Annotated in this window: 23 protein-coding genes, 1 tRNA gene and 1 pseudogene; 5 read left to right on the plus strand and 20 right to left on the minus strand. The window is 54.1% G+C overall.

Translation table 11 applies throughout. The features are described from left to right. Positions 1-103 precede the first annotated feature (103 nt). From NYE92_RS17615 to NYE92_RS17645, 7 genes are all read right to left on the minus strand, one after another. Entirely contained in the window at positions 104-454 is a 351-nt protein-coding gene (locus NYE92_RS17615) for an SH3 domain-containing protein (protein WP_022622343.1), read from the minus strand. 173 nt (positions 455-627) lie between these two features. Continuing rightward, positions 628-1,743 (minus strand): M20 family metallopeptidase, encoded by a 1,116-nt coding sequence (locus NYE92_RS17620; RefSeq protein ID WP_259019300.1) that lies wholly within the window; start codon positions 1,741-1,743, stop codon positions 628-630. Then, positions 1,743-2,498, minus strand: coding sequence for a glutamine amidotransferase (locus tag NYE92_RS17625; RefSeq protein ID WP_014595188.1), 756 nt, complete (start codon positions 2,496-2,498; stop codon positions 1,743-1,745). The genes NYE92_RS17620 and NYE92_RS17625 overlap by 1 nt, the downstream gene beginning before the upstream one ends. A gap of 12 nt (positions 2,499-2,510) precedes the next feature. Next, on the minus strand, positions 2,511-3,590 hold the full coding sequence (locus NYE92_RS17630; RefSeq protein ID WP_014606717.1) for a phosphotriesterase: 1,080 nt from the start codon (positions 3,588-3,590) through the stop codon (positions 2,511-2,513). A gap of 3 nt (positions 3,591-3,593) precedes the next feature. Continuing rightward, positions 3,594-4,595 carry an ABC transporter permease gene (locus NYE92_RS17635; protein ID WP_259019508.1) on the minus strand — a complete coding sequence of 334 codons (1,002 nt, stop codon included), beginning with the start codon at positions 4,593-4,595 and terminating at the stop codon, positions 3,594-3,596. 22 nt (positions 4,596-4,617) lie between these two features. Further along, complete coding sequence (locus NYE92_RS17640) at positions 4,618-5,364, minus strand: ATP-binding cassette domain-containing protein (protein ID WP_020693768.1); 747 nt, start codon at positions 5,362-5,364, stop codon at positions 4,618-4,620. 376 nt (positions 5,365-5,740) lie between these two features. Then, the gene (locus NYE92_RS17645; protein WP_072138522.1) at positions 5,741-6,763 is read right to left on the minus strand and encodes a LacI family DNA-binding transcriptional regulator; all 1,023 of its coding nucleotides are present in this window, start codon (positions 6,761-6,763) and stop codon (positions 5,741-5,743) included. Between the two features lie 325 nt (positions 6,764-7,088). Between NYE92_RS17645 and NYE92_RS17650 the strand changes: the two genes are divergently transcribed. Beyond that, entirely contained in the window at positions 7,089-8,039 is a 951-nt protein-coding gene (locus NYE92_RS17650) for a substrate-binding domain-containing protein (protein ID WP_028715985.1), read from the plus strand. Here the strand turns inward: NYE92_RS17650 and NYE92_RS17655 are convergent. Next, the gene (locus NYE92_RS17655) at positions 8,032-8,913 is read right to left on the minus strand and encodes a ribokinase (protein ID WP_259019301.1); all 882 of its coding nucleotides are present in this window, start codon (positions 8,911-8,913) and stop codon (positions 8,032-8,034) included. The genes NYE92_RS17650 and NYE92_RS17655 overlap by 8 nt on opposite strands. A 29-nt stretch (positions 8,914-8,942) precedes the next feature. Between NYE92_RS17655 and NYE92_RS17660 the strand changes: the two genes are divergently transcribed. After that, a complete protein-coding gene (locus NYE92_RS17660) occupies positions 8,943-9,788 on the plus strand; it encodes a BtpA/SgcQ family protein (protein ID WP_210450067.1) in 846 nt (281 codons plus the stop codon). A 345-nt stretch (positions 9,789-10,133) separates the two neighbouring features. Here the strand turns inward: NYE92_RS17660 and NYE92_RS17665 are convergent, their stop codons facing one another. Then, entirely contained in the window at positions 10,134-11,423 is a 1,290-nt protein-coding gene (locus NYE92_RS17665) for a DUF445 domain-containing protein (RefSeq protein ID WP_019106727.1), read from the minus strand. Positions 11,424-11,671: 248 nt separating this feature from the next. On the opposite strand from NYE92_RS17665, the gene NYE92_RS17670 reads away from it, so the two are divergent. Then, a complete protein-coding gene (locus tag NYE92_RS17670; protein ID WP_014606710.1) occupies positions 11,672-12,166 on the plus strand; it encodes a hypothetical protein in 495 nt (164 codons plus the stop codon). A gap of 32 nt (positions 12,167-12,198) precedes the next feature. On the opposite strand, the gene NYE92_RS17675 is transcribed toward NYE92_RS17670, so the two are convergent. The 5 genes and pseudogenes from NYE92_RS17675 to NYE92_RS17695 form a co-directional block, all read right to left on the minus strand. Further along, positions 12,199-13,701: a helicase HerA-like C-terminal domain-containing protein gene (locus NYE92_RS17675; protein WP_259019302.1), complete on the minus strand. Its 1,503-nt coding sequence runs from the start codon at positions 13,699-13,701 to the stop codon at positions 12,199-12,201. Positions 13,702-13,792: 91 nt separating this feature from the next. Then, positions 13,793-15,347: pseudogene (locus NYE92_RS17680) on the minus strand (ABC transporter substrate-binding protein). Between the two features lie 144 nt (positions 15,348-15,491). Next, positions 15,492-16,160 (minus strand): MarC family NAAT transporter, encoded by a 669-nt coding sequence (locus tag NYE92_RS17685; protein ID WP_015701064.1) that lies wholly within the window; start codon positions 16,158-16,160, stop codon positions 15,492-15,494. Between the two features lie 12 nt (positions 16,161-16,172). Further along, positions 16,173-16,808 (minus strand): hypothetical protein, encoded by a 636-nt coding sequence (locus NYE92_RS17690; protein ID WP_006121820.1) that lies wholly within the window; start codon positions 16,806-16,808, stop codon positions 16,173-16,175. Positions 16,809-16,990: 182 nt separating this feature from the next. Beyond that, positions 16,991-17,482, minus strand: coding sequence for a DUF2501 domain-containing protein (locus NYE92_RS17695; RefSeq protein ID WP_019106731.1), 492 nt, complete (start codon positions 17,480-17,482; stop codon positions 16,991-16,993). 231 nt (positions 17,483-17,713) lie between these two features. Between NYE92_RS17695 and NYE92_RS17700 the strand changes: the two genes are divergently transcribed. Both NYE92_RS17700 and NYE92_RS17705 read left to right on the plus strand, forming a co-directional pair. After that, positions 17,714-17,798: transfer RNA gene (locus NYE92_RS17700), tRNA-Leu, on the plus strand. 186 nt (positions 17,799-17,984) lie between these two features. Continuing rightward, the gene (locus tag NYE92_RS17705) at positions 17,985-19,229 is read left to right on the plus strand and encodes an integrase arm-type DNA-binding domain-containing protein (protein WP_259019303.1); all 1,245 of its coding nucleotides are present in this window, start codon (positions 17,985-17,987) and stop codon (positions 19,227-19,229) included. 117 nt (positions 19,230-19,346) lie between these two features. Here NYE92_RS17705 and NYE92_RS17710 read toward each other — a convergent pair. The 6 genes from NYE92_RS17710 to NYE92_RS17735 all read right to left on the minus strand — a co-directional run bounded on the left by NYE92_RS17710 (position 19,347) and on the right by NYE92_RS17735 (position 25,289). Further along, positions 19,347-20,467, minus strand: a protein-coding gene (locus tag NYE92_RS17710) for an IS3 family transposase (RefSeq protein WP_085980269.1) whose coding sequence is annotated in 2 segments (ribosomal slippage) — positions 19,347-20,209 and positions 20,209-20,467 — 1,122 coding nt in all. Because the reading frame shifts where the segments join, the coding sequence is not laid out codon by codon here. 334 nt (positions 20,468-20,801) lie between these two features. Beyond that, positions 20,802-21,080, minus strand: coding sequence for a hypothetical protein (locus NYE92_RS17715; protein ID WP_235193341.1), 279 nt, complete (start codon positions 21,078-21,080; stop codon positions 20,802-20,804). A gap of 66 nt (positions 21,081-21,146) precedes the next feature. After that, complete coding sequence (locus tag NYE92_RS17720) at positions 21,147-22,850, minus strand: serine/threonine protein kinase (protein WP_028716003.1); 1,704 nt, start codon at positions 22,848-22,850, stop codon at positions 21,147-21,149. Between the two features lie 13 nt (positions 22,851-22,863). Next, positions 22,864-23,583, minus strand: coding sequence for a hypothetical protein (locus tag NYE92_RS17725; protein WP_014606697.1), 720 nt, complete (start codon positions 23,581-23,583; stop codon positions 22,864-22,866). Positions 23,584-23,590: 7 nt separating this feature from the next. Next, positions 23,591-24,424: a TerY-P anti-phage system-associated VWA domain-containing protein gene (locus NYE92_RS17730; protein ID WP_014606696.1), complete on the minus strand. Its 834-nt coding sequence runs from the start codon at positions 24,422-24,424 to the stop codon at positions 23,591-23,593. A 538-nt stretch (positions 24,425-24,962) separates the two neighbouring features. After that, positions 24,963-25,289, minus strand: coding sequence for a SymE family type I addiction module toxin (locus NYE92_RS17735; protein WP_014606695.1), 327 nt, complete (start codon positions 25,287-25,289; stop codon positions 24,963-24,965). Positions 25,290-25,496: the final 207 nt, after the last annotated feature.

Raw genomic sequence — 25,496 nt, forward strand, 5'->3', positions numbered from 1 at the left:
GTCGGTGACGAATCGAACGCCTGAATTTCACCGCCTGATGCGGTGGCGATCGTCACGTGCCAGTAACGGTGCATCCGGTTGCCCTGATGTTTTACAGACTGGATTATCGATCTAGTAAGGTAAGGCATTCCTGAGGAACCCATCCATTTTCCCCAGAAGGCTTCTCAGCCCAGTACCAGCCGTTAAGCGCCTGCGTCACTATCAGGGCCTCACCGGGATGGACGGTTAACTCCTGTGCCCTATAGTCTTCCAGACAGACAACCTCATTTGGGCTCAGTGGCAAAAAGTATTGCTCTGGCGCCCAGCCCGCTTTGCCATCGGGCAGCGTAATCCATATCCATCCTCGCCATTCAAGATCGCAGTGGCTCACCACGGCTATCTCGTCGGCCTTAATCGTAATCGGATCGGGGAATGCCGACCTGTATTCATCGGTGACCACGGCCTGTGCTCTCATGATTTTTTCTCCTGCCATCTTACGAACAGCTTTAACAGACAGCTAAATCGGGTTTACCGGGCGGCGTGCCAGCAGCGCGTCTACATCACCGACACCATCCCCGCATTGTTGCCGACCTTGTAGGGCAGATCGCCTTCACCCGGCCGTGCTTCAGGAGAATACCGCTTCACAGGTCATCGCACTCCGTCACAAATCAACGCACCATAAAGCGTCTCCGCCTCGGCTAACCTGCTCAGCAGGCAATATTCATCGGTCTGGTGCGCCATTGAGGGCTCGCCAGGGCCCAGAATTATGCAGGGCGGATTGCCCAGCGCAGGCAACAGCAGCGACGCATCGGTGAAGTAGGGCACAATGCGCGGCACCAGGGGCGTATCATGCAATGGCTGGCATCGTTGATAAACCGCCTGAATCCATGCGTGATCGCCTTCACTGAGCACTGCTGGCAGGTCCACCAGCGTAGATATCGTCACACTTTCGCCCAGTAAGGTGCTGAGCTGCTGACGGATGGTGGCGTGCTGAAGATTGGGCGCGCTACGAATATCCACGTCAAACTGCGTGCGGTCAGGCACGGAGTTAATATTCAGGCCGCCTGTGATGCGCCCGACGTTGATCGTGGGCTGTTTCATCAGCGGATGCGGCGCGCCGGGGGAGAAATGCTGAATTTTACCCAGCGCATCGGCCGCCAGGTAGATCGCATTGATGCCCAGCTCGGGCATCGCGCCGTGCGCGGTTTTACCGCGTGTTTCACAGCGCAGCCACAGTGCGCCTTTGTGGCCGATAACCGGATAGTTCGCGGTGGGTTCGCCAACGATCAGCGCGCCCACCTCGGGCAGGTCAGCGGTATCGATCAGCGCCCGCGCGCCGTCGCAGCCGGTTTCCTCACCGCCGGTAATCAGCAGCACCACGCCCGGCCCCTGGCGAATGGCCTGCTGGTGCGTGACGCAGGCCACGGCAAAGGCGGCAACGGCCGCTTTCATATCGCTCGATCCCCTGCCATAGAGCCGATCGTCCACGATCTCGCCAAAGGGATCGTGTTGCCAGTCGGCGTTACCGAGCGGCACCGTATCCAGATGGCCGGTAAAGGCCAGCGCAGGTCCGGCCTGCTCGCCGCGCAGGCGGGCTATCAGGTTATGGCGTCCTTCGCCGAAGGATGACAGCGTGACCTCGAAGCCGTTTTCCTCCAGCCAGCCGGCAAAAAACATCATGCAGGCGGCTTCGTTACCCGGTGGATTGAGGGTATCAAAGCGGATCAGCTGTAACGCCAGATCCGCCGTGCGGGTAAGGGCCATCAGTGGCGAACCGTTAACCAGTCAAGACAGTTGATCCACAGCTGGCGATAACCCTGCCACTGGGCAAATTCCTGCGGCAGCCAGTGGGCAGACATATCGCTGGTCCACACCAGCGAGCGGCCCTGCTGATATTCGCGCACCGCCAGCAACGGATGCGCGGTGCCGGCAATGGTTGCCAGCAGTTTGCCTTCAGGGTGCATTTCCACTTCGTTGTAGCCCAGTAACCACGGCCATTCGTCGGGCATGTCGGTAAACAGCGCGTGGGATTCGGTGACGCTCGGATAAGAGCCTTCGGGCGTTTCGATGCGGTCGTCCCAAGCCAGGCAGCGTACCGGCAGCACTTTCTCGACCGCCGTGTTGCGATAGCGCGCGCCGCCGTTGATGCCCTGAAAACTGAAGTAGCCGCCGATCATCATCAAGGCACCGCCCGCCGCCACATAGTCGTGGATCAGCGTCAGACGGTTCGCCGTGCGCTGGCTCTTCAGCCAAGTATCCGGATGCAGCAGCAACGTGTTCGCGCCGATATCCGACAGAATGATCGCGTCCCACGCTTGCAGCCCGGCCAGCGTCAGCGGAAATTCGGTCGCCGCCGCGTGCGCGGGCATATAGGTGATGGCATAGTCGCTGTCGGCCAGCGCCGCCATAAAGTCGGTTGCACCATTGTGCCAGGTGGCGGTGGCAAACTGATCGAAGCCTTTAACGTGAACGGACGTGCTGGTCCAGGATTCCCCGACCAGTAAAATTTTCTTCTGCATTACGGTTCTCCCTTACCCACCAAAAACGCGCTGTGGGTTAGCAATCAGTAAGGTTTCAAGTTGTTCGCCGCTGACGCCGTGGCGTTTCAGGCGCGGAACAAAATGTTTAAGGATGTAGCCATAGCCGTGGCCGCCGTAGCGGGTCAGCATGGTTTTCAGGAACACGTCCTGGGACAGCAAAATCTGCTCAATAAAGCCGTCATCGATCAGTTCGCGGATGGCGCGGGCGTTCTCTTCGTCGGACGGTGACTGCGCGGACTCGTCGGCGTAGTAATAGCTCATGCCGATCATGTCGTATTCCAGAAACGCACCGCGCTGGGCCAGTTCACGCTGATAGCGCTTGTCGGCAAAGCTGGGATTCATGTGGCACAGCACCACGTGGCGCAGATCGGCCCCTTCGTGTTCAAGAATATCCAGCACCTTGTGCCCCAGCCGCTCCCAGCCGGGCAGATGCACCTCAATCGGCACCCGGGTTGCTGCACTGGCCCGGCCCGCCGCCCGCAGGGATTTTTCCTCGCTGGCGGTAAAGCGGCTGGACACGCCGATCTCACCGATCAACCCGGCGAGTACTTCGGGTTTTTCTTCCCGTCCGCCCAGGTCGTAAATCAGCTTGTCAGCTAACGCCTCGACGCTAATCGTTTTCACCCATTCCGGATGCGAAGGCTCCAGGTACAGGCCGGTGCTCATGATGATGTTCAGCCCGGTCAGGCGGGCGATGCGCTGCAATGCTTTGGGATCCCGACCGATGCCGATATTGGTAGGATCGACAACCGTGTCACCGCCGAGAGCACGGAACTTCATCAGCTCCTCAATCGCCAGATCCACATCGAACAGCCGGCAATTATCGCGGCTGATTAACGGGTTAAGCGACAGTTCGCCCAGGTTTTCCATACTCACCGGCATTTCCGCTAAATGGCGATCGCCACAGCAGCAGGGCGGCACCCACTTGCCGGACGCATCCAGCAGAATGTGTTCATGCATCAGCGTCACGCCCATCTCACTGACCGGCAGCGGCCCCAGCACCGTCATGACATAGCCGCTGTTGATGCCGAGCGGTAGGGGATCCGGATGCCGAAAAATAGAGTGTTTCATTGGCTATCCTTTTGCCGCCGCGCGGGTCGGGTTGAGAATGCGGGTATTCAGCCAGATCGCCAGCAAAATAATCGTACCTGTCGCGATCTGCGTGTAAAAAGGAGAGATGTGCGACAAAATCAGGCCGTTCTGAATAATGGCAATCGACAGCGCGCCCAGCAATGTACCGATGATGGTGCCGAAGCCGCCAAACAGGCTGGTACTGCCCAGCACCACCGCCGCAATCACCTGTAACTCAAAGCCTTCGCCCTGGTTAGAGGAGCCGCTGCCAAGACGGGCGGTGATAATCATGCCCGCCAGCGCGGCAGCCATGCCGCTGATGATATAGACCTTCATGGTCACGGCTTTGGTGTTAATCCCGCTGCGGCGCGCGCCTTCGGCATTCGCGCCAATCGCGGTGACATAGCGACCAAAACGCATATGATTAAGCACGATATGGCCGACAATCAGCACCACAATGCCGATCAGCGCCGGCATCGGCACGCCCAGCACTTTCGCGCGCCCCATAAAGGCAAACAGGCTGTCGGCAGGAATGGGAATGGAATAGCCCTGGGTAATCAGCAGCGCGACCCCGCGCACCACGGCTAAGGTGGCAAGCGTGACGATAAAGGCCGGAATGCCCTCATAGGCGATAAAGAAGCCATTGATAGCGCCCACCAGCGCGCCCAGCAGCAGGCCGCCCAGCAACACCACCGGCCAGGGCAGTCCCCAGTTGTTCAGCGCAATAGCCGACAGCGCACCGACCAGCGCCAGCGTCGATCCCACCGAAAGATCGATCCCGCCCGTGGTGATCACCAGGGTCATCGCCGTGGCGACGATCAGCAGAGGCGCGCTCTGGCGAATGATATTGAGCCAGTTAGCACTGCTGAGAAAGTTGCCGGTGATCAACGAAAACACCACGCAACAGAACACAAAGAACAGCGCGATGCTGACCACGCCAGAGTGATTGTGCATCAGGCGACGCGGCAACGAGTGTTGGGCCATACGGGAACCGCTCAGATTCATAATAGTCATCCTGTTACCTCGATCAGTGCGTCGCCGCAGAGCGGGCGACAAATTTTTCGCCCACGATCAAATTCACAATTTCGCCCAGATCGGTGTCCGCCACCCGGCGGTCTGCCACGTTGGTGCCTTCGTACATCACCATGATGCGATCGCAGACCAGGAACAGATCCTGCAGGCGATGGGTAATCAGGATCACGCTGACGCCGCGCGCCGATACCCGACGAATCAGCTCCAGCACCGCTTCCACCTCGGCCACGGCCAGCGCGGCGGTGGGCTCATCCATGATCAGCACTTTGGGATCGAAGGCGGCCGCGCGTGCAATGGCAATCGCCTGACGCTGTCCGCCGGACAGATTGCGCACCAGCAAACGCGTATCAGGAATGGAAATGCCCAGGCCTTTCAGCATTTCGCGCGCATCAGCGTGCATTTTCTCTTCATCAAGAAACGGAATGCCGAGGATAGATTTCATCGGCTCGCGTCCCATAAACAGATTGCCCGCCACATCCACGGTGTCGCACAGCGACAGGTCCTGGTAAACCATTTCGATATGGCAGCGGCGAGAATCCGCCGGATTGCTGAACTGCTGCTCTTCACCGTCAATGCGGATCGTGCCGCTGGTGGGCACCACCGCGCCAGACAGCACTTTGGTCAGCGTGGACTTGCCCGCGCCGTTATCGCCCACCAGGCCCAGCACTTCGCCGGGCGCCAGCTGTAAGTTCACGCCGCGCAGGGAACGTATCGCGCCGTAGGTTTTGGTTATATTCACCATCTCTACCCGTGCCGGGGCAGTTTGTGATTGCTGCATTCGATAACTCCCATCACCACTAACGGGAAAAGCTGAACAGAGATAAAAAAACGTTATCGTGCACGGTTTACGCCCTTGTAAACCGGTTTACCTGCCAGATAAAGCCTTCATACATAATCTCTGAACAACCGCTGTAACGATATTTGCTTGCCAGATACGTCATTGCAGCATCCGTGCCAGCCTGCAACACAGGCATTACACATCCGGTTTAACACGTTGTTTTTAAACACGTTTAAATGCTAACTTTTGGTAAACCGGTTTACTAACTATAACGCGCAGAAATTAAAAAGCGCGTTATTTGCGCTAAAGTTGTGCACTTTTGCGCCATTTTGGGACGCTGTTAACACATCCGTATCGAATCGCGCGCCACCCATTCCACCGCAAGGCGGGTTTCGGGAGGAATATCGGGCTCGTCATTCAGGATGCGCAGCATAATGTGAACCGCCGTGCGGCCCAGTTCCCGGGCGGGCTGGCGGATGGTGGAAATGCGGGGTTGGGTAAAATCGGCATAGGTGGCGTCGTCAAATCCCACCAGAGACAGCGCCTCGGGAGCCTGCAACCCGCGTGCGCGCAGACCATCCAGCAAGCCCAGCACCAGATAGTCACTGGCGGCAAACACGGCGGTTGGGCGTTGCGGCCGGCTGAACAGGTGTTGAAGCGCCTGTTCGCCAAACTCACGCTGGTATTCGCCGTACATTATCCATTCAGGCGGCACGGTCAGGCCCGCCTGCGCCATGGCGGTGCAGAAGCCCTGATAGCGTTCGCGCACGCTCATCAGCTCATCCGGCCCGCCAACAAACGCGATATGACGATGACCGGCGGCGATCAGCTTTTCGGTAGCAATGCGCCCGCCCTGCACGTTATCGGCGAACACCTTTGGCACTCTGCTGCCGGGAATATCTTCATCCAGCAGCACAATACGCTGGTGACGGTTAATTTCCTTACGCAGCAGCCCGTTATCCGGGTGGTTGGTGGTAAACAGCAAACCATCCACCTGGCAGGTATCCAGCCAGCGGATAAACTGGCTTTCTTTGCCGGGATGGTTGCGGGTGATGCAGAGCACAAGGCTGTAGCCACAGGCCGAAGCGGCTTCTTCCGCCGCGTCCGCCAGTTCGGCGAAGAAAGGGTTAGTAATATCGGGCAGGACCAGCCCTAAGGTTTCACTGCCGCCTTTGCTCAGGCGGCGCGCCAGGCTGTTGCCGCGATAATCCAGCTGGCGAATGGCAGCTTCAATGCGGTCGATGGTGTCCTGCGGCAGCATAATGCTTTGATTCATATAGCGGGATACGGTCGCTTTTGACAGCCCGGCCAGCGTCGCTACGTCGGATAACAGCACCCGTTTTTTAATCATATCCACAGCCATCTTGCCCAGAATCGGCTATCTGTAACACAGTTACGCGCGCCGGATACAGTATTTTTGCGCCGCCCCTGGCGATAAAATAATCGCTTGACAAAATCTAAGCGGAAGAGAATGGTAGAGACAGTTTACCGCATTACCCGGGAGTCACTCCCACACCGGCTTAGCCCGTTTCAGGTGTTCACCATAATGGACAGTGAGCAGAAACGCGGTTATTCAGGTTCAGGCTGAATAAGCCATTCACACGATATTTGCCCGCCAACAATAATCCCTCTGCATTTCGATGCGGAGATCGACTGGTTATCGCACATTCCCGACGAGGAATTTTAAGATGATGGCATTTAACACCAGAAAACTGCGTTCTGTTGCGCTGGCAACGGGCTTACTGGCAGCGGGTTCGTTTTTTACTTTGGCTCATGCAGCACCGACTTATGCGCTGGTACAGATCAACCAGCAGGCCTTGTTCTTTAATCAGATGAATCAGGGCGCACAGGAGGCAGCGAAAGCCAGCGGTAAAAATTTAGTGATCTTCAACGCCAACGATAATCCCGTGTCGCAAAACGACGCGATCGAAAATTATATTCAGCAGGGCGTGAAGGGCATTATGGTGGACGCGATTGACGTCAACGGCATTATGCCTGCGATTAAAGAAGCGGCCGCCGCTAAAATACCAGTGATTGCGATTGATGCGGTATTACCGGCTGGCCCACAGGCGGCGCAGGTGGGCGTGGATAATCTGGAAGGCGGTAAGATTATCGGCAAATATTTTGTCGATTACGTGGCGAAAAATATGGGCGGCAAAGCGCGGCTGGGCATTGTGGGCGCGCTGAACTCAGCCGTGCAAAACCAGCGTCAGAAAGGCTTTGAAGAAACCATTAAGAGCAATCCTGGCATTACCGTCGCGGACGTGGTGGATGGCCAGAACGTGCAGGACACCGCGATGACAGCAGCAGAGAACCTGATCACCGGCAACCCGGACCTGACGGCCATTTATGCCACTGGTGAACCGGCGTTACTGGGCGCGATTGCGGCCGTAGAGAACCAGGGGCGGCAGAAAGACATCAAGGTGTTCGGCTGGGATCTGACGTCAAAGGCGATCACCGGTATCGATAACGGTTATGTCACTGCCGTTCTGCAGCAGGACCCGAAAAAAATGGGTGAAGAGGCGGTCAAAGCTCTGAACGCGGTGACGTCCGGCAAAACCGTGTCGAAAACCATTCTGGTACCGGCGACGGTCGTCACCAAAGCCAACGTGGACAGCTACCGCGCGATGTTTAAGTAACGCCTGACTCGCCGCCTGCACTCAGCAGTGCGGCGAGTTCGTCGACGGAGGGGAAGGCACTCAGCGTGCCACGACGGCTCACCGTGATGGCGGCGGCCTGACTGGCGTGAGTAAGTGCTAACTTATCAATTTGAACCTGGCGCCTGAGTGCCGACGCCAGCATGACGGCAAGAAAGGTATCGCCCGCGCCGGTGGTATCCAGCGCCTCGACGGGCGTGGCAGGGCAAAACTCGCGGCGGTCGCCCTGAATCAGCCAGACACCCGCGCTACCGTGAGTAACCACTAACGTTTTAACCGCTTCAGGATGCAACTGCCGGGCTTCGTGCTGATTCACCACGGCAATATCCACCAGCGGCCAGCAGGCACTGAACCCGGCATGGACCGGCGAAGGGTTAAAGACGGTGATCAGGCCACGCGACTTCGCCAGCTGGAACAGCGCATGGGTTTTCTCCGGCGAGAAGTTGCCCTGCTGCACCAGGACATCGCCAGCGCGTGCCGCGGCCAAATGTGCACTGATGATATCAATGTTCAACGCATCGGCTGCCCCGGTGCTCGTAATAATGGCGTTGTCGCCGTCGGCGCTGTTGAGAATAAGCGAGGTATCGCTAAAGGGATGAACCGGTTCAGCGGGCATAAAATAAAGCGGCTCCTGAGTGAGCTGCTGGCGAAGAGTTATTCCATTGCTGTCTTTGCCCGTCGCGGCAATTAAATGGGTTTCTATGCCGCAGCGGGATAACAGAATCGCCTGATTCGCGCCTTTACCGCCGATATCCTGCGAAACTTTATTTCCATGAACCGATGCGCCTTTTAGCGGAATATCGGCAATGCTCCAGGTTTCATCGACAGTGATATTTCCGGCCACATAAACACGCATAGTGTTTCCCTGAACAGGATAAAGACAAGATGGTTGCTATATCAGCAGAAAAAAATGATGCAATACAAGCGATATTTTCCCGCCCCAAAGCGGTCATTGGCGTGATTCACTGTGACCCGTTTCCCGGCTCGCCTAAATACCGGGGGAAATCAGTCAGGGCGATAACAGAGCGTGCACTGCGCGATGCGGAAAATTATATTTGCGGCGGCGTTCATGGCCTGATTATTGAAAACCACGGCGATATTCCGTTTTCAAAACCCGAGGATATTGGCCCGGAAACGTCGGCCCTGATGGCGGTTATCACGGAAAAAGTGCGCGAACGGTTTGGCGTGCCGCTGGGCATTAACGTGCTGGCGAACGCGGCGCTGCCGGCCTTTGCCACCGCGCTGGCGGGCGGGGCGGATTTTATCCGCGTCAACCAGTGGGCGAATGCTTATATCGCCAATGAAGGCTTTATTGAAGGGGCCGCCGCCAAAGCGTTGCGCTACCGCAGCCAGCTGCGTGCCGAACATATTCGGGTGTTTGCCGACAGCCATGTTAAACACGGCAGCCATGCGATAGTGGCCGACCGCTCCATTCAGGAACTGACGCGCGACGTTGACTTCTTTGACGCGGACGCCGTGATCGCCACCGGACAGCGCACCGGCGACAGCGCCACCCTGGACGAAATCGACGAGATCCGCGCCGCCACCGCCTTGCCGCTGCTGGTGGGGTCGGGCGTCACGCCTGCCAATGTCTGCCAGATCCTGGGCCGCACCCAGGGCGTGATTGTCGCCAGCGCGCTCAAGGTGGACGGCGTCTGGTGGAACGATGTGGATCTGGAAAGGGTTAAACACTTTATGGCCGTGGCGCAGGCGGCGCTGGATAAGGCCTAGCCGCCGTTTAGCGTCAGCCACAGGCAACAAAAAACCCCGCGGGTGAGGCGAGGTTTTTTGTTTACGTCAGCACGGTTACGTGCGGTGCACATCATGCATTATCAACCTAATCAGCCTGTTACAGGCAGCGGAAAGGGTCGCAGGCTGTAAGTGCTCCTGACCACAGGAGCCAGCGTATGAGATGGATAGAAATCGCTCGCGTATTTCTGAAGCTCATGGTTGCACTACTGCAACTGCTTGAAATTATCGTGAAGTCTTTCAGGTAAATCACGTTCAGGCCGCACCTAAGGGAGGTGATATTCACCTCCCTTTAATCACAGGGTTCGAAAAAGCAGAGCGGTTACGTCAGGCCAGCCAGCCTTTCACCACCGGCAGCACCGCCGGAATCTGCGACAGCAGGTAGAGAATCAGCCCGATGGTGCCGCCCACCAGCGTGCCGTTGATGCGGATAAACTGCAGGTCCTTACCGATATTCAGCTCGATCTGCTGCGACATATCGCGCGCATCCCAGCTTTTCACCGTGTCGCTGATATGGCGCGTCAGGAACGCCGCGAATTCTGGCGCGACGCTGCGGGCGGCGTCTTCCAGATGCTGATTCATGGAGCTACGCAGTCCTTCATCGGCGGCCAGGGTTTCGCCCAGCCACAGGGCCGCCTGACGGACCTTGTCCTGCACTTTTGACGCCTCGCTGTTGAGATCCGTTTTCAGCCAGTCGCGCAGATCGCCCCACAGCTCGCCAATATAGCGGTTAAGCGTGGGATCGTCTTTTAACCAGCCTTTGATCACCTCGGCGCGCTCGGCCATCTCGGGATCGTTTTTCAGTTTCTCGATCAGGCGATCTACCGCGCGATTAAAGCCCAGCCGCAGCTCGTGGCCCTGATCCAGCGCCACGTCATCCAGCAGGGAATCCACCGCGTTGGCCACCAGCTCTGCGCTGTGCTCCCCCAGCCATTCGGTCGGCAACATTTTGGCCTTGATGGGGTGCTCGCGCTTCAGCCAGCGCACCAGCTGGCTGGCGATAAATTCCCGGGTGCTGGGCTTATGCAGCAGCCGCAGCAACTGCTCGACCGCCGCATCCAGCAGTTCCTGATGCCGGTTATTTTTGGTCAGGCTTTCCAGCATCAGCGCGCCGCTCTGGCTGAGATCCACCTTGTCGATCGCCTTATGCACCGCGCGGCGCATAAAGTGCTGGATGCGCGCGTCATCGGTCAGATCGAGAAAGCCGCGCATGACCTGCAACAGGTGGCGACCGATCCGATCGGCATTGCCGGGCGCACTCAGCCAGGTGGCCAGCATCTGCGAGGGATCGTGACGGCGGATCAGATTCAGCAGCGAATCGGTATCCAGAAACTTTTCCTGCACAAAGCGGCCCAGATTCTCCCCGATGCGATCTTTATTGCGCGGGATGATCGCCGTATGACGGGCAATAAACGGCACCGGTACGCGGCGAAACAGCGCCACCACCGCAAACCAGTCAGCCAGCGCGCCGACCATTGCAGCTTCGGCGATGGCTTTGATGCCGCTGACGTAAAAGTTGGGCGGCAGAAACAGGGTAACCACAAAGGTCGCGGCAGCCAGCAGCAGCAGCGACAGCGCCAGACGTTTGGTCCGTTTTAGTTCACGTTGTTTATCCATGTCCTGATCTTAGCAGCTTGCCTGATGAATACGTCAACATCGCCCAGTCCCGGCACTCAAATCCAGTTAAGCCTGGCATTAAACCGGCCTGTCTTAACGCGGTGGGCGATTGCCGCATCAGACTGTTCCTAAAAACTAATAACATCAAAAATTACCACTCTTATAAACAGTTACGTCAGTGTACATTTCCGGTGCAGTCTCCGTACGTTGACGCACCCTATCCATGGAACCAGACCAGGAGAATTCACGTGAAAGCAATCGCAACGGCAACCGCAAGTCTGTTGATGTTAATGAGTGGCGTATCCGCGCAGGCGGAAGGGCTGACCACCTCGCAGGATGGTAAAAACCTGACCGTCAGCTTCGGCCAGCCCACCATCAAGCAGGTGCTGCATTACCGTAAAATGTACGACAAAAAACCCTTCCCCGATGCCGAAATTTATTACTACGACAACGGCACCTATAAAATCATCTCGCAGGGCGAAAACCACTACGGCGTTTACGTGATGCAGGGTAAGTTTGATGATGAGACCTTCACGGTGCGCTTTATCTCGCTGCCTTCCACCGACTGGGGCAACAAAACCGCCTTCCATCAGCTGACCTTTGTGCGCGGCGACAAGCAGAACGTGTTTATCCAGAACGCGATTGTCGATACCGGCGAGGCGATCGCCCAGCAGAACGGCACCTACACGCAGGAAAAGAACACCGTCACCAATCCGGTGTCCACCAGCTGGAAGCACAAGTAGCGTTGAGGTGGCAGCCCGGCTGCCACCGTATTTTACCGACGACGTCCGCCAAACAGGCTGCCCAGCACGCCACGAACGATCTGGTTAGTAATCTGACGTCCCGCGCTTTTTGCCATGGTTTGCACCACGCCATCCCGCTTGCCGCCGCGCGGACCGGTGCTGCCAAACAAAATGTCTTTTAATCCCCCCAGAATACCGTCATCGACCGCCACCTCATTGCCTTTGGCTTCGGGCGCATTGGCCTTGTCACTGGCGGCCTGCACGCCCTGTTGCAGACGTTCGTAAGCCGATTCCCGATCGACTTCTGTGTCGTACTTGCCCGACAGCGGAGAATGGTTGATCAGCCCGTTGCGCTCGTCCGTGTTCACCGGCCCCATGCGCGAGCCGGGTGCGATCACCATCGCCCGCTCCACCACCGACGGGCTGCCTTTGGCATCCAGAAAGGAGATCAGCGCTTCGCCGGTGCCCAGCGCCTGTATCGCCTCCACGGTCGTAAACGCCGGATTGGCGCGCAGGGTTTCGGCGGCGGTTTTCACCGCTTTTTGATCGCGCGGGGTAAAGGCGCGCAGCGCATGTTGCACCCGGTTGCCTAGCTGGCCCAGCACGCTGTCGGGAATGTCCGCCGGATTCTGCGTCACAAACCAGATCCCAACACCTTTGGAGCGGATCAGGCGGATTACCTGCTCAATCTTCTCCAGCAGCACCGGCGGCGCCTCGTTAAACAGCAGGTGCGCCTCATCAAAGAAGAATACCAGCTTCGGTTTATCCAGATCGCCCGCTTCCGGCAGGTGCTCATACAGCTCTGACAGCATCCACAGCAGGCTGGTCGCGTAAAGCTTGGGCATCTGATACAGCTTCTCGGCCGACAGGATGTTAATAACGCCTTTGCCGTTGCTGTCAACGCGCATCCAGTCGCTAATCTCCAGCATAGGCTCGCCAAAGAAGTGCTCTGCGCCTTGCTCCTCCAGCGCCAGCAGCCCGCGCTGGATCGCGCCCACTGAGGCGCTGTTAATGTTGCCGTACTGCGTCTGAAAGCTTTTCGCGTTATCGCCGATGTACTGTGTCATGGCGCGCAGATCTTTAAAATCCAACAGCAGCAGGCCCTGATCGTCGGCAATGCGGAAGATGATTTGCAGCACGCCGCTCTGCACCTCGTTCAGGTTCAGCAGCCGCGCCAGCATCAGCGGCCCCAGATCCGACACCGTCGCACGCACCGGATGGCCTTTCTCACCGAAAATATCCCACAGCACCACCGGGCTGCTGGTTGGCTGCCAGTCGGTCACACCGATGTTGGCCAGCCGCGCCTGCAGCTTTTCGCTGCTCTGGCCTGCCATCGCCACGCCGGTTAAATCGCCTTTCACATCCGCCATAAACACCGGCACGCCGATGGCAGAGAAGGATTCCGCCAGCTTTTGCAGCGTCACGGTTTTGCCCGTGCCGGTGGCACCGCTGATCAGGCCGTGTCGGTTTGCCATCTGCGGCAGCAGGTGCAGTTGAACGTCAGGGGTTTGGGCGATAAGCAGGGGAGCGGTCATAGCGCGGCACTCATAAACAGTCAGTCATGCGTTAAGCATAGCCAGCGGGGCGGCAGACGTGAGTGAATATTGCGTGCCGCCGCCCTGAAATTTACTTCTCCACCTCTTCAAAATTCAGCAGCGTGACGCCAATCCCCTGTTGCGCGTGCGTCACGTTCTTGCGCAGCGCCACCTGCACCTCGCCCTGCAGCATCACCACGTAAGGCGAGTTCTGCTGAAGCTGCTGTTGCAGCGAGACGTAATCGGCCCGGCGTTTGGCGGCATCGCTTTCTCCGGCGGCTTTGCGCGTCAGGGCGCTCAGCTCCGGAATATCCCAGCCTACGCGCCAGGCCAGGGTTTTGCTGCCGTTCGGCACGTTATAGGCGAAGGTGCTGGCGTTGGTGTTGGGATCGATGTAGTCCGCGCCCCAGTAGGTAAAGATGGATTCAAAGTTGCGGCTACGCATCTTGCTCCACAGCTCGGATTCCGCCACCGGCTGGATGTCCAGATTCACATCCGCCTTCGCAAAGCTCGACTGCAGCGCCTGGGCAATATCGATATAAGGCGGCTGATTCACCACTGACAGCGCGATGTGCGCGCCGGGCTTAATGCCGCCTTTGGCTAATATCGCTTTGGCCTTCTCGACATCGTAGTGGAACGGTTTGGTTTCCAGCGCGCCGTCAAAGCCCTGGGGCAGGAAGCTCTGGTGTACGCGATATTGCCCCTTCAGCAGCTGATTCGCCAGGCTGTCGTAGTCCACCAGCCAGCGCGCGGCCTGCCATAAGGCCGGGTTGCCCAGCGCAGGCTGCTGCGTACTTTTGGTGTTAAAGCCGAGATAGTAGATCAGGCTGGAGGGAAAGGCGGCAATGTGCACGTTGGGATCGCTTTTCAGCGAGGCAAGCTGATCCGGCCCCAACTGGTACGCCGCATCCACATCGCCCTGCTGGATCAACAGCCGACGGGTGCCCGGATCGGCCACGCCTTTCAGCAGCACCCGTTTCAGGTGCGCTTTCTGGGTGCTGTTGGGATTGGCCTCCAGCACCAGCGCCTGCAGGGGCACGAACTGCTTGATTGCGTAGGCCGCGCTGCCCGCAGAGTGGGTTTTCAGCCAGCCATTGCCGAAGTCGTTATTGGCGGCATGCGACTGCGCCAGCTTGCTGTCAACGATGGAGGAGACCGGCGCGGTCAACAGGCGCAGGGCCAGATCCTGCCCGATCTCTGCCGGCCAGCGCAGCTCAAGCTGATGATCGTTGATCACGGTGAACTGCTGATCGATGTTCTCCGGCGTCCAGCCAAATTCCCCGAGGATAAACGAGGGCGCTTTGTTCAGCTTCACCGCGCGGGTAAAGGAGAACACCACGTCCTGCGCCGTTAACGGATTGCCGCTGGCAAAACGCGCCTGCGGATTCAGGTCAAACACCAGGCTGTGCGGGGTTTTGCCCGCCTGCCAGCGGGGCCAGCTTCTGCGGATCCTGATGGTCCGGCTCTAGTAACGTCTGATAGATATTACGCAGGCTGCTGTTGCTGACGGTTTCAAAGCTTTCCGCCGGATCGAAACTGATAATGCCATCTAGCGGCACGGCGACCACAAACGTATCTTTCGGCGTTGCCGCGTGGGCGGCAGAGGATAGAGCAAGGGCGGTAAGCAGGAGCAGCGGTTTGCGCATAGCGGTTATCCTTAATGATTGATAACCCTACTGTAACCCGCGCCAGAGCAGGTCAAAATGCCGGTTTGTTCTGAGCTATGCCAGTTTTGTCTTAGCCGATTTGCCTTAGGTGACAGGCCGCCCTGAGGCGGGCGGCTCAGGCCGTCAGTGAAAGTTATGAATGACTTCCAGCACGCCGTTGATAATGAACTGGACGCCCATGCAGACCAGCAAAAAGCCCATCAGGCGGGAGATAGCCTCGATGCCGCCTTTGCCCACCAGGCGCATGATCGCCCCCGAACTGCGCAGGGAAATCCATAAAATCACGCTCACCACCAGGAACGTCAGCACCGGCGCAATGTTCAGTACCCAGGCAGGGAAATCCACCCCGCTGCGCACGGTAGAGGCCGAAGAGATGATCATCGCGATCGTCCCTGGTCCCGCCGTGCTCGGCATCGCCAGCGGCACAAAGGCGATGTTCACCGGCTCCTGTGCCGTTTCCAGCTCATCGTGCTTGTGCTTAGCTTCAACCGAATGGCCTACCGGTTTCGCCGGAAACAGCATCCGAAAACCAATAAACGCCACGATCAGCCCGCCCGCGATGCGCAGCCCCGGAATGGAGATGCCGAACGTGTGCAACACCGCGCTGCCCGCGTACCAGGCCACCATCATGATGGCGAACACATAGATGCTCGCCTGCAGGGCCTGACGGTTACGCTCCTGAAAATTCATCTCACCGGCCAGGCCCAAAAACAGCGCCACGGTGGTGAGCGGGTTGGCGAGCGGCAGTATCACCACCAACCCCAACCCGATTGCTTTGATTAACTCCAGCATGCCTTATCCCGCTTAGTGTTTAGGACGTTCCAGCGCTTCCAGCAGCTCCGGGAAGAAGTCTTGCAGGATCTCCGGCGTCATCAGCTCCGGGTACTGCATCAGGTGCTCGCGGATACGTTCGTTTACGTCGGGGATCAGGCGCTGTGCCGCATCGCTGGCGCTGATTTTGTGCTTCTTCATGCTGCGCAGCAGGTCGGCGGGCAGGTTATCTTCGTCTTCGTTATCTTCCACCATCTCCAGCGCGTCCAGCTCGTCGAACATTTCCATCAACGCTTCGGTCTGCGGCGTGCGGGATTCATATTCGCGCGGATGCTCTTCTGCCATATAGCGCAGCATCAGGCGCATCGGCGTGCCATCCGGGGACTTGGGCGGTTCGGCGGCGAACCAGGTCAGCAGCTGGTGGATGGTCACCTGATGGACGTGATAACCGTTATCCACCAGCTCGTCGGCCAGCAGCTCGGCGCTTTCGTTTTCAATCAGACAGATATGCGTGCGGTTGGGATCGTACTCTTCGAGCCACTGGTAGATCTCTTCGATCACCCCATCGTCGTACTCGAACTTTTTGTTTACATAGCTCCCTTCTGACGCATTTACGCAGGCTGTGATCAGGTCTGGATCGAAGTAAATTGCGATGTTGATACCTTTCATGCGTGCTGTCCTGTTCAAATCCAAAACATCACTATAGCGCCCAACGCATTAGGAAGGAAAACTTATGACTTAACGTGTTGCGATACAAGGTGATGCAGACAGCGGGCGGGGGACTGACTGGCGGTAAAAAAGCGGGTAAGAAGAGGCGATAAACCTGCCAGCGCGGGGCTGGCAGGCGGCTGTCAGGAGATAAAGTTTTTACCCTGTTTCAACACCACGTCACAGGCTTTAGTTTTCAGCTTCTCGCCCATCGGCGAGTTGCTGAGGCTTTGCAGGTTTAGCTGCTGGCCATTGCCGGTGTTCAGCAGCCCGGCCACACCCTGGGTGTAATCCGGTTTCTGCTCCTGTGCCGCCGTGGTATTCAGGCCCAGCTTGCTCAGCACCTGATCTTTTACCGACTGCACGTTGTTTTTCACCACGTTGTGCTCCACACAGTACTGCATTACGCCGGCGGCATTGGTCATGCTGTTGGCGCTCATGGCTTTGTCGTTGCTGTTCAGCAGGCTGGTAATGGAGGACATCGACAGCCCGCCGTTCTGCTGACCTGTTGCACCGTTGTTTTGCTGACTCAGCTGGTTGGCGGCGCTGCTCAGTTGATCCTGCCAGCTTGCAGCTGACGCATTACCCGCCAGCAGCAGGGCTGCCAGGGCGCAGGCGATATGGCGCTTTTTCATTTCGACCTCGGTTGGGTTTTATGCTTCGTGCTGTTAAGAGGCGGTGCGGATGAGAAAGTTCCGACGAGATCGTAAGGAGAAGGCGGTTTGGGAGGATTCTGGCAGCGGGACAGCGCGGGTTTACCGGCTTCCGTGTGTTTTTTCGCCGCTTAGCGCACATCACAGCGGAATTGGGTTGCGTGCTGGGCATGTAACGGTATAATCGCCAACGTTTTCCGCATCCTCTTCAGTGCCGAAGTGGCGAAATCGGTAGACGCAGTTGATTCAAAATCAACCATCGAAAGATGTGCCGGTTCGAGTCCGGCCTTCGGCACCATCGGAACATCAATAGACGTCAACGGACGTCTTTTTTTGTGCCTGAAATCCAGTATTTACCCATCATTCCCGTTATATTAACTCTCTCAAGGTCAACCGACTTCAACGTACATCTACCAACAGATGTTGGTATAGATGATGGTATTTCCGGTTCGATAATGCTTGTACCAACAGGGAGGGGATAAGCATGGCGTTAACAGATATCAAAGTCAGAACAGCCAAGTCAACGGATAAGCAATACAAACTGACCGATGGCAATGGTATGCATCTTCTCGTCCACCCAAATGGTTCAAGATACTGGCGTCTGCAGTACCGCTATGGCGGAAAGCAAAAGATGCTGGCTTTAGGTGTTTACCCTGACGTATCTCTTGCAGATGCTAGAACTCGTCGCGATGACGCTCGTAAGCTTTTAGCAAACGGCATCGATCCGGGAGATAAAAAGAAAAATGATAAGATTGAGCAGGAGGAAGCACGTACTTTTGAGCAGCTTGCTATTGAGTGGCATGCCACAAATAAAAAGTGGTCAGAAGAACATAGTCGACGAGTGCTTAAAAGCTTGGAGGACAATCTCTTCCCTGCCATAGGTAAGCGGAATATCGCTAATCTTAAAACTAGAGACCTGCTGGCCCCAATCAAAGCGGTAGAGTTGTCGGGGCGACTTGAGGTGGCATCCCGTCTACAGCAGCGCACTACTGCAATTATGAGATATGCCGTTCAGAGTGGTTTACTTGATTACAATCCCGCGCAAGAGATGGTTGGTGCTGTCGCTTCGAGTAACCGTCAGCATAGACCTGCGTTAGAGTTGAGACGTACTCCCGAACTGCTTCAGCGCATTGATAGCTATACCGGCAGGCCTTTGACTCGTCTTGCCGTTGAGTTAACCCTCCTTGTCTTCATCCGCTCCAGCGAATTGCGTTTTGCTCGTTGGTCTGAGATCGATTTTGAAACATCTATGTGGACGATACCTGCAGAGCGGGAAGCTATTGAAGGGGTAAAGCACTCACAGCGTGGCTCAAAAATGCGCACACCTCATCTGGTGCCACTTTCTCGTCAGGCGTTAGCAATCCTTAAACAGGTACATAAGCTTAGTGGCGATCGTGATTTTGTTTTCATTGGCGATCACGACCATCGCAAACCGATGAGCGAAAACACAGTGAACAAGACGCTGCGCGTTATGGGTTATGACACGAAGGTTGAAGTTTGTGGGCACGGTTTCAGGACAATGGCTTGTAGTTCATTGATTGAGTCTGGATTGTGGTCGAGGGATGCAGTGGAACGGCAAATGAGCCATATGGAACGTAACTCAGTACGTGCAGCTTACATTCATAAGGCTGAGCATCTTGATGAGCGGCGACTAATGCTGCAGTGGTGGGCTGATTTTTTGGATGCGAATAGGGAAAGCGAAGTTAGTCCTTATGACTTTGGCAAGTAGTCTAATTCCTGATGCTTGCTATGTTTGAATTCGAAAAACCGGCTTGAAGTATAATCCATACTTTTTTATAACTGTATTATTCAGGCGATGACCAGCCCCCAGTATTAGATACAACCTTCAGTTAGTAATGTCGGTGGGTTTTTCTTCATGTTTCCCGTTTCGCCAGCCTGCTGCAAATTCAGATGGCGTCTGATAATTCAGCGATGAATGAGGTCTGGACTCGTTATAGTCCTGCCGCCAGTCATTAATGATTTTCCGGGCATGAAGAACATCGCTGAACCAGTGCTCATTCAGGCATTCATCCCGAAAGCGACCGTTAAAACTCTCAATAAATCCGTTTTGAGTTGGCTTGCCTGGCTGGATTAAGCGCAGCTCAACACTATGTTCAAAGGCCCATTGATCCAGCGCGCGGCAGGTAAATTCCGGACCATGATCGGTTCTTATTGTCGCAGGATATCCACGAAACAGCGCAATGCTGTCCAGAATCCGCGTGACCTGAACACCTGAAATCCCGAAAGCGGCTGTGATCGTCAGACACTCTTTCGTGAAATCATCCACACAGGTCAGGCACTTAATCCGGCGGCCGCTGGCAAGTGCATCCATGACAAAATCCATTGACCATGTCATGTTCGGCGCATCCGGGCGGAGAAGCGGAAGCCGTTCAGTCGCCAGACCCTTACGGCGGCACCTGCGTTTTACACACAGACCGTTAAGGTGATAGATGCGGTAAACCCGCTTATGGTTGACGTGAAGGCCCTCCCGGCGCAATAACTGCCAGATCCGCCGGTAACCAAATCGCCGGCGTTCAAGTGCCAGCTCTGTGATCCGTAGAGACAGTTGCGCGTCAGCAGCAGGACGCTGGGCCGAATAACGGCAGGTTGAAAGTGACAGACCAGCCAGACTGCAGGCACGGCGTTGCGACAGACCCATTGCCTCACACATGACCTCCACGGCTTCCCGCTTCTGGTCTGTCGTCAGTACTTTCGCCCCAGAGCCACCTGAAGTGCCTCCTTATCCAGCATGGCTTCGGCAAGGAGCTTCTTGAGGCGGGCGTTCTCCTCTTCAAGCGACTTGAGCCGCTTCACTTCGGGAACTTCCATGCCGCCGAACTTCTTGCGCCAGGAGTAAAAGGTGGCATCTGAAATGGCATGCTTGCGACAGAGTTCCCGGGCCGAAACCCCGTCTTCTGCCTCGCGGAGAATACTGATGATCTGTTCGTCGGAAAATCGCTTCTTCATGGGGATGTCCTCATGTGGCTTATGAAGACATTACTAACATCACGGTGTATTAATCAACGGGGAGCAGGTCAATCCTGTCAGACCTGGAAGTGAACCAGCCAGACCTCCGACAATAGAGCCAACCAAAGGGTGTTCCAAAAATTTAGCAAGCCGGCTTTTGGCTTACTGCTTTTCTTCGTCAGAAGCTGAAGATATCCTCGATGTGATGAAGTAATTTATTGAATAAATTGTGAATTTTTTGCGTATTGCGATTGCCAACCTGTGCTGGCCCATGAACATTTAACGTCGCGATTTGCATGCTGGATCCTAACTCGTAAGAACGGTTTTTCCCATGTTAGACTGATATAGCCATGCTCTGGCCTTCTTCTGTCAGGGATACATGTTCAAAATCTCCATAGTCCTTACGTAGAAGAGAACGGGAATGGCAGATGTTGATGATTTTGAACAAATACTCTTCCGACCAGGGGAGCCGCTCGTCAATAGCAATGCGATCGTTCTGGTCCATATCAAATCCAAATGAAACAGTTTTGATCGTCTCTCCGAGGTTCTCCAGGTCATCGTTCATATATGTTAAAAGAGCATCTATATCTGACTGAATTTTCTCTGCATCCATTTTTTACTTTATTTTTCGATTGTTAGAAAACAAGCATCGTGATATGCATATCGCCCGCCTTGCTGATTAATGCAGCAATCTCGAAAGCCATTTGAAAATCTTTATGATTATATTTGTCTTAGAAGTCTGTTGATTTGAAGTAACAGTCTTACTCTGAATGCTTTGAGCTGGTGATACCGACTGTGAAACTGATGTTCTCGTCTGACCTACATAAGGTGATGATGATTTATTAGGCACAATATGCTGAGTTTGCGCTCTTGCTTGCGATGCATTTTGTGTAGAAGCCCGTAACTTGCTGAGGATTGCCTGGTTTGCAGTTGTGGCGTTAGTGCTCACAGGCTTAGGAGTTGAAGTGGTACTCTTACCCTTAATGCGCTCCAGAGCTTCTTGATTGCTGCTAGTAGAAGTTAATGTTTTTCGACTATTATTTGGCCCGGCAAGACGCCAACGGGCATCTGCTTCGGAGATAACTGTCATTTGACCGATTGTCGTGACAGTAATTGCGAGATGTGAATATTTATATTTGTCGTTAGTGTAAGGTGGTTCCATAAGACCGATTGCACTGATCCATTTCCCCACCCATGAGGAATCAGGTTTGACAGGGAAAGACCTGAGGCCTTCGCTCCATATGGATATTTTGAAGATTTTACCCCGCCAATCCCCGAAATTAACGAAGATATATGGTTTTCCATTTCGGTCCTTATCAAGTCTTACGTTAATAATTTTACCGATAACTTCAACTTTATCACCAACTCTCTGAAGGCAAGCACTATAATCCCAGGCTGGCAGAACGGCGTAGGCACTTATGTAACCAGATTTCAGTCTGCTGCTTGGTATATCCCCATTCATACTAACGGAAGTTAGAGATAAGGGAATGTTTCTTCCAGCAATGAAGTCACCAAGAGAAGGCGTTTTTTCCATCGCTGAAGCGCAGATTGCGGCGAAATTTTTTATAAAAGTGGAAAGCTGCTGAATGCCCGATAGCATTCCTAAGATGGATGATGAACCGGGGTCTACAAAATCATTAGCTCGAAAAACTATTGCGTCCAGTTCCGAATTTGATTTATCCCAAATGGAAGGATCGATTTGTAATGACTTAAGTGCCAGCCAGAGAGATATTAGTGAGAAACGGTCTAGTGTGTGATTAAACGGATTCGTCTTTTGACGAAGGGGATGCTGAAAATTGACATGCCCCAGCTCTGAACTTCCTAATGTATCAATCTCATCAACGAACATTCCATCGTAGTCAATTAGCTGGACGGTAGCACCTCCGTCGGAAACCATCAGATTCCCAGTCTGAAAATCACCATGTGCAATTTTTTCTTTTTCAAGATAGGCGGCAAGTGATTCAATTGAGGCCGACAGCTTTGCCATCTCTTGTGCAGAACGCCTGTTGACCTCAAGGAACTCTCCTAGAGTTTCTCCCTTAGCCCATGCCATTTTGACTATAGGGTAAGATACTCCTCCAACGTTGATCCCTTGTGGCTGAAACTGAAAGTCGAGGAAATAGGGAGAACGAAGGCTGGATATTTTCCTGGATATAGCCTTATAGCGCTGTTCTAACGCTTTTGATTCCCTGTGAAAACAACGAACCGCGTATTTCTTAAAGCCTGATTTGATCGTATAAGTAAGCGCAAAGCCGCCACTAATGGCGAGTGGTAGCCCCAATCCTGTCGTTGCGACTGTACCTGACTTTAATTCAGGATCGTCTAGCACTCTGCTATGTTCTTGAAATGCCAGATTGTATTGCTCAAGAGACGGGTAAGGCATCTTAATTTCCGCGTTAGAACGATAGGACAAGCAGCGTTGAGTCGTCGATATGCATACGTTTGGCTGTACGCTCCCTGAGAACTAACTGTGCAAGCTGCTCTTCAGTTTGCAACGAAAGTAATTCGATAAAACCTGGATCCTCTGCCAGTGCTTGTTTCAGTGCCCATTCGCCGAGCGCATCTGTCATACAGAAGAGCTTAGGTTGAACTAGTTTTTCTAGGTAAAAAGTTTTTCCATGCAGTGTCCAGAAAGTACTTCCACCAATGAAATTATTATGAGTGGGAAGCGTAGCAAGCAATGTCGGCCTTTCTTTAAATTTTTCAGGATTATCAATAGGCCATGCACGAATAAGTTTCCCGCAATCAATCAGCATGGTGATGCTATCCCCAATAGCAAGAATATCTACCGTCTGATGATATTCAAATTGCTCAACGCCTATGAGTGTGGCAAAACTTCCTCGTTCGAATGCTGCCTGTTGTGACCAAGACATAGACGGGAAATCATGTGCGGCAGAATATTCTGCTAAAGCAGATGCTACCCACTCAGGCCTGACTTTAGGATCTTCATTAAATTTGCGAGTCAGAAGATCAGCCCATAACTTTGAATTAAAGGATTCACTTGCTCCATCACACAAAGCAAGCCTTCTCCCGTCTTCGGAGAAGGCGAATTTGTCCTCATTTGCCTCAGGGCATTCAGGGTCTTTTGGAACTGTTCCTGAGAATTCCAGTTTCATTGCGGACTCAACGTAATTGAGAAGCACGTGTTCCGATGTCGAAGAAATCGACTAGTTCGGCTGCTTCAGCGTTGAACATGAAACCACGAGATTCTATTCCCACCGTATGCCCTTTTTCCTGCGCGAAGCGTACCAAGTGCTCTGGTAAAGGGCTAGACATGCGGAAAAGCAACTTGGCATAGTCATCAGGTAAGCTAGTATCAGAGGCGGGAAATCTGATTGGATCATTACCGAGAGAGCTAACGTGAATATTAAGAATCAGAACTTCACCATCATTGGTGCGAATTTGTCGCAAATGATTGGCAATTTCTTCTGGATCTCCATCGTTTGATTCGCCATCAGTCACATGCAGGATAGTTGGAGGATAGCAATCCGGATGGGAATCACACCAAATCACCAATTCTTCGGCTGCTTTGGTTAGGGCTTCACGCATCGGTGTACCACCGCTTGCGATAGGATCAAACCATACTGGAAACTTAATTGCTGTCTCTATAATTCCACCTGCACCATCGTCCATCTTCCTTTTACGATCTTCTACCCTGGCTGGATTCTGTTCGAGAGTAGAAATTGGATTGAGTACTTGTCCTCCAAGAGGGCCGGAGAAGCCATTAGAAACTCCGTGATGGCCGTAGCCCAAAACACCAATTTCAAAATAATCACGGACGCCTTCAGATTTTGTACAACGAGTAATTAAATTCATTAACGTTCGATTTAGCGCATCGGCGACAAATTCTGCTTTGCTTCGTCCGGAGGACATTTTGTCAGACATTGAGCCGGACTGATCGACCACGAAAAGAAATGCTGTTGGATTATTACGACTTATCTGTGATTCATATGGCATATGTTATTTTCCTCTCCAAGACTATTCATATCCTATCAAGTTAATAGGTAAATGCGAGAAAATCACTATGAATAACAGCAATTGTTAGCCTGTTGAGAGTGAAAATTACAATTAGCTTTTCTATATGGAATTTATAGTCAAGTATTCTTTCTGTTATGTGTTTTTTGATAGGTTTTGATTATTATTTTCTGTTGTTAAGCATCGAGATCGATAAAAATAATTATTAGGTTATAAAATTATTCAGTAATGAGTGGTCTCTATGCTAAAAGAAGTTTTTTTATATGGAGTTTTTTGATGTGTTTTTAGTGTTAATTTTCCTAAAGATTCATATTAATTTCCCCTCGCAATGTAGTATTTAGTCACGCTTGTTGTTTTTTAAGATAAAAATCCAATTGTAATGGGCACTTAAGCGATAAAATCAACTTTTTCCAACGCCTCAATTCAGATGCCTGTCCTTTAGGCACGGATCTTATAGTGGAGTAATTATTATAAAACCCCACTCGCCCCCACCTCCGCAGGGGCAAGCCCCATCAACCCCTTACCAATCAGTCAGCCCAATCGCCTTCATCACCCGCTTTCTCTGCTGCACAGACAGCGAAGCCAGATCCTCAACCGATCCCACCCGCGTTCCGTTTATCACGTCCCTGGGCTTAAAGCTGATAATAATCTGGCACCAAGTGACCTTCACATCCAGTTGCACCCCAATCGGAAAACCCGCTTCTCCTAACCAACAGCCTTTCAGGGTAATCGCTGGAACGCGGCGGTAATTTGGAGTGCGGGTCACATAACCCACGGTCGCATAGCGCTGGGTATAGGTTTGGTCTTTAGCTTCAATCTGACCTGAAATAGAATTGATGACAGTCATGATGACTATTCCTGTTTAATAGTGATTGTGATCAGCGATGCGGATGTGTTGCCCCACATTCGTATCGCGCTAAATGACCTGATGATTTAATCAGGCAGGCGTGAACGCATCGAGAGTGATAATAAAAAACTGCGAAAGGCCACGCAGAAGAACCCCGCTCGTTTCAGATGAATTCATGCGTTTTCGACGTTGATTCAATTCCCCTCG

It is taken from the genome of Pantoea sp. B566, assembly GCF_024793925.1.
GTDB lineage: Bacteria > Pseudomonadota > Gammaproteobacteria > Enterobacterales > Enterobacteriaceae > Pantoea > Pantoea ananatis.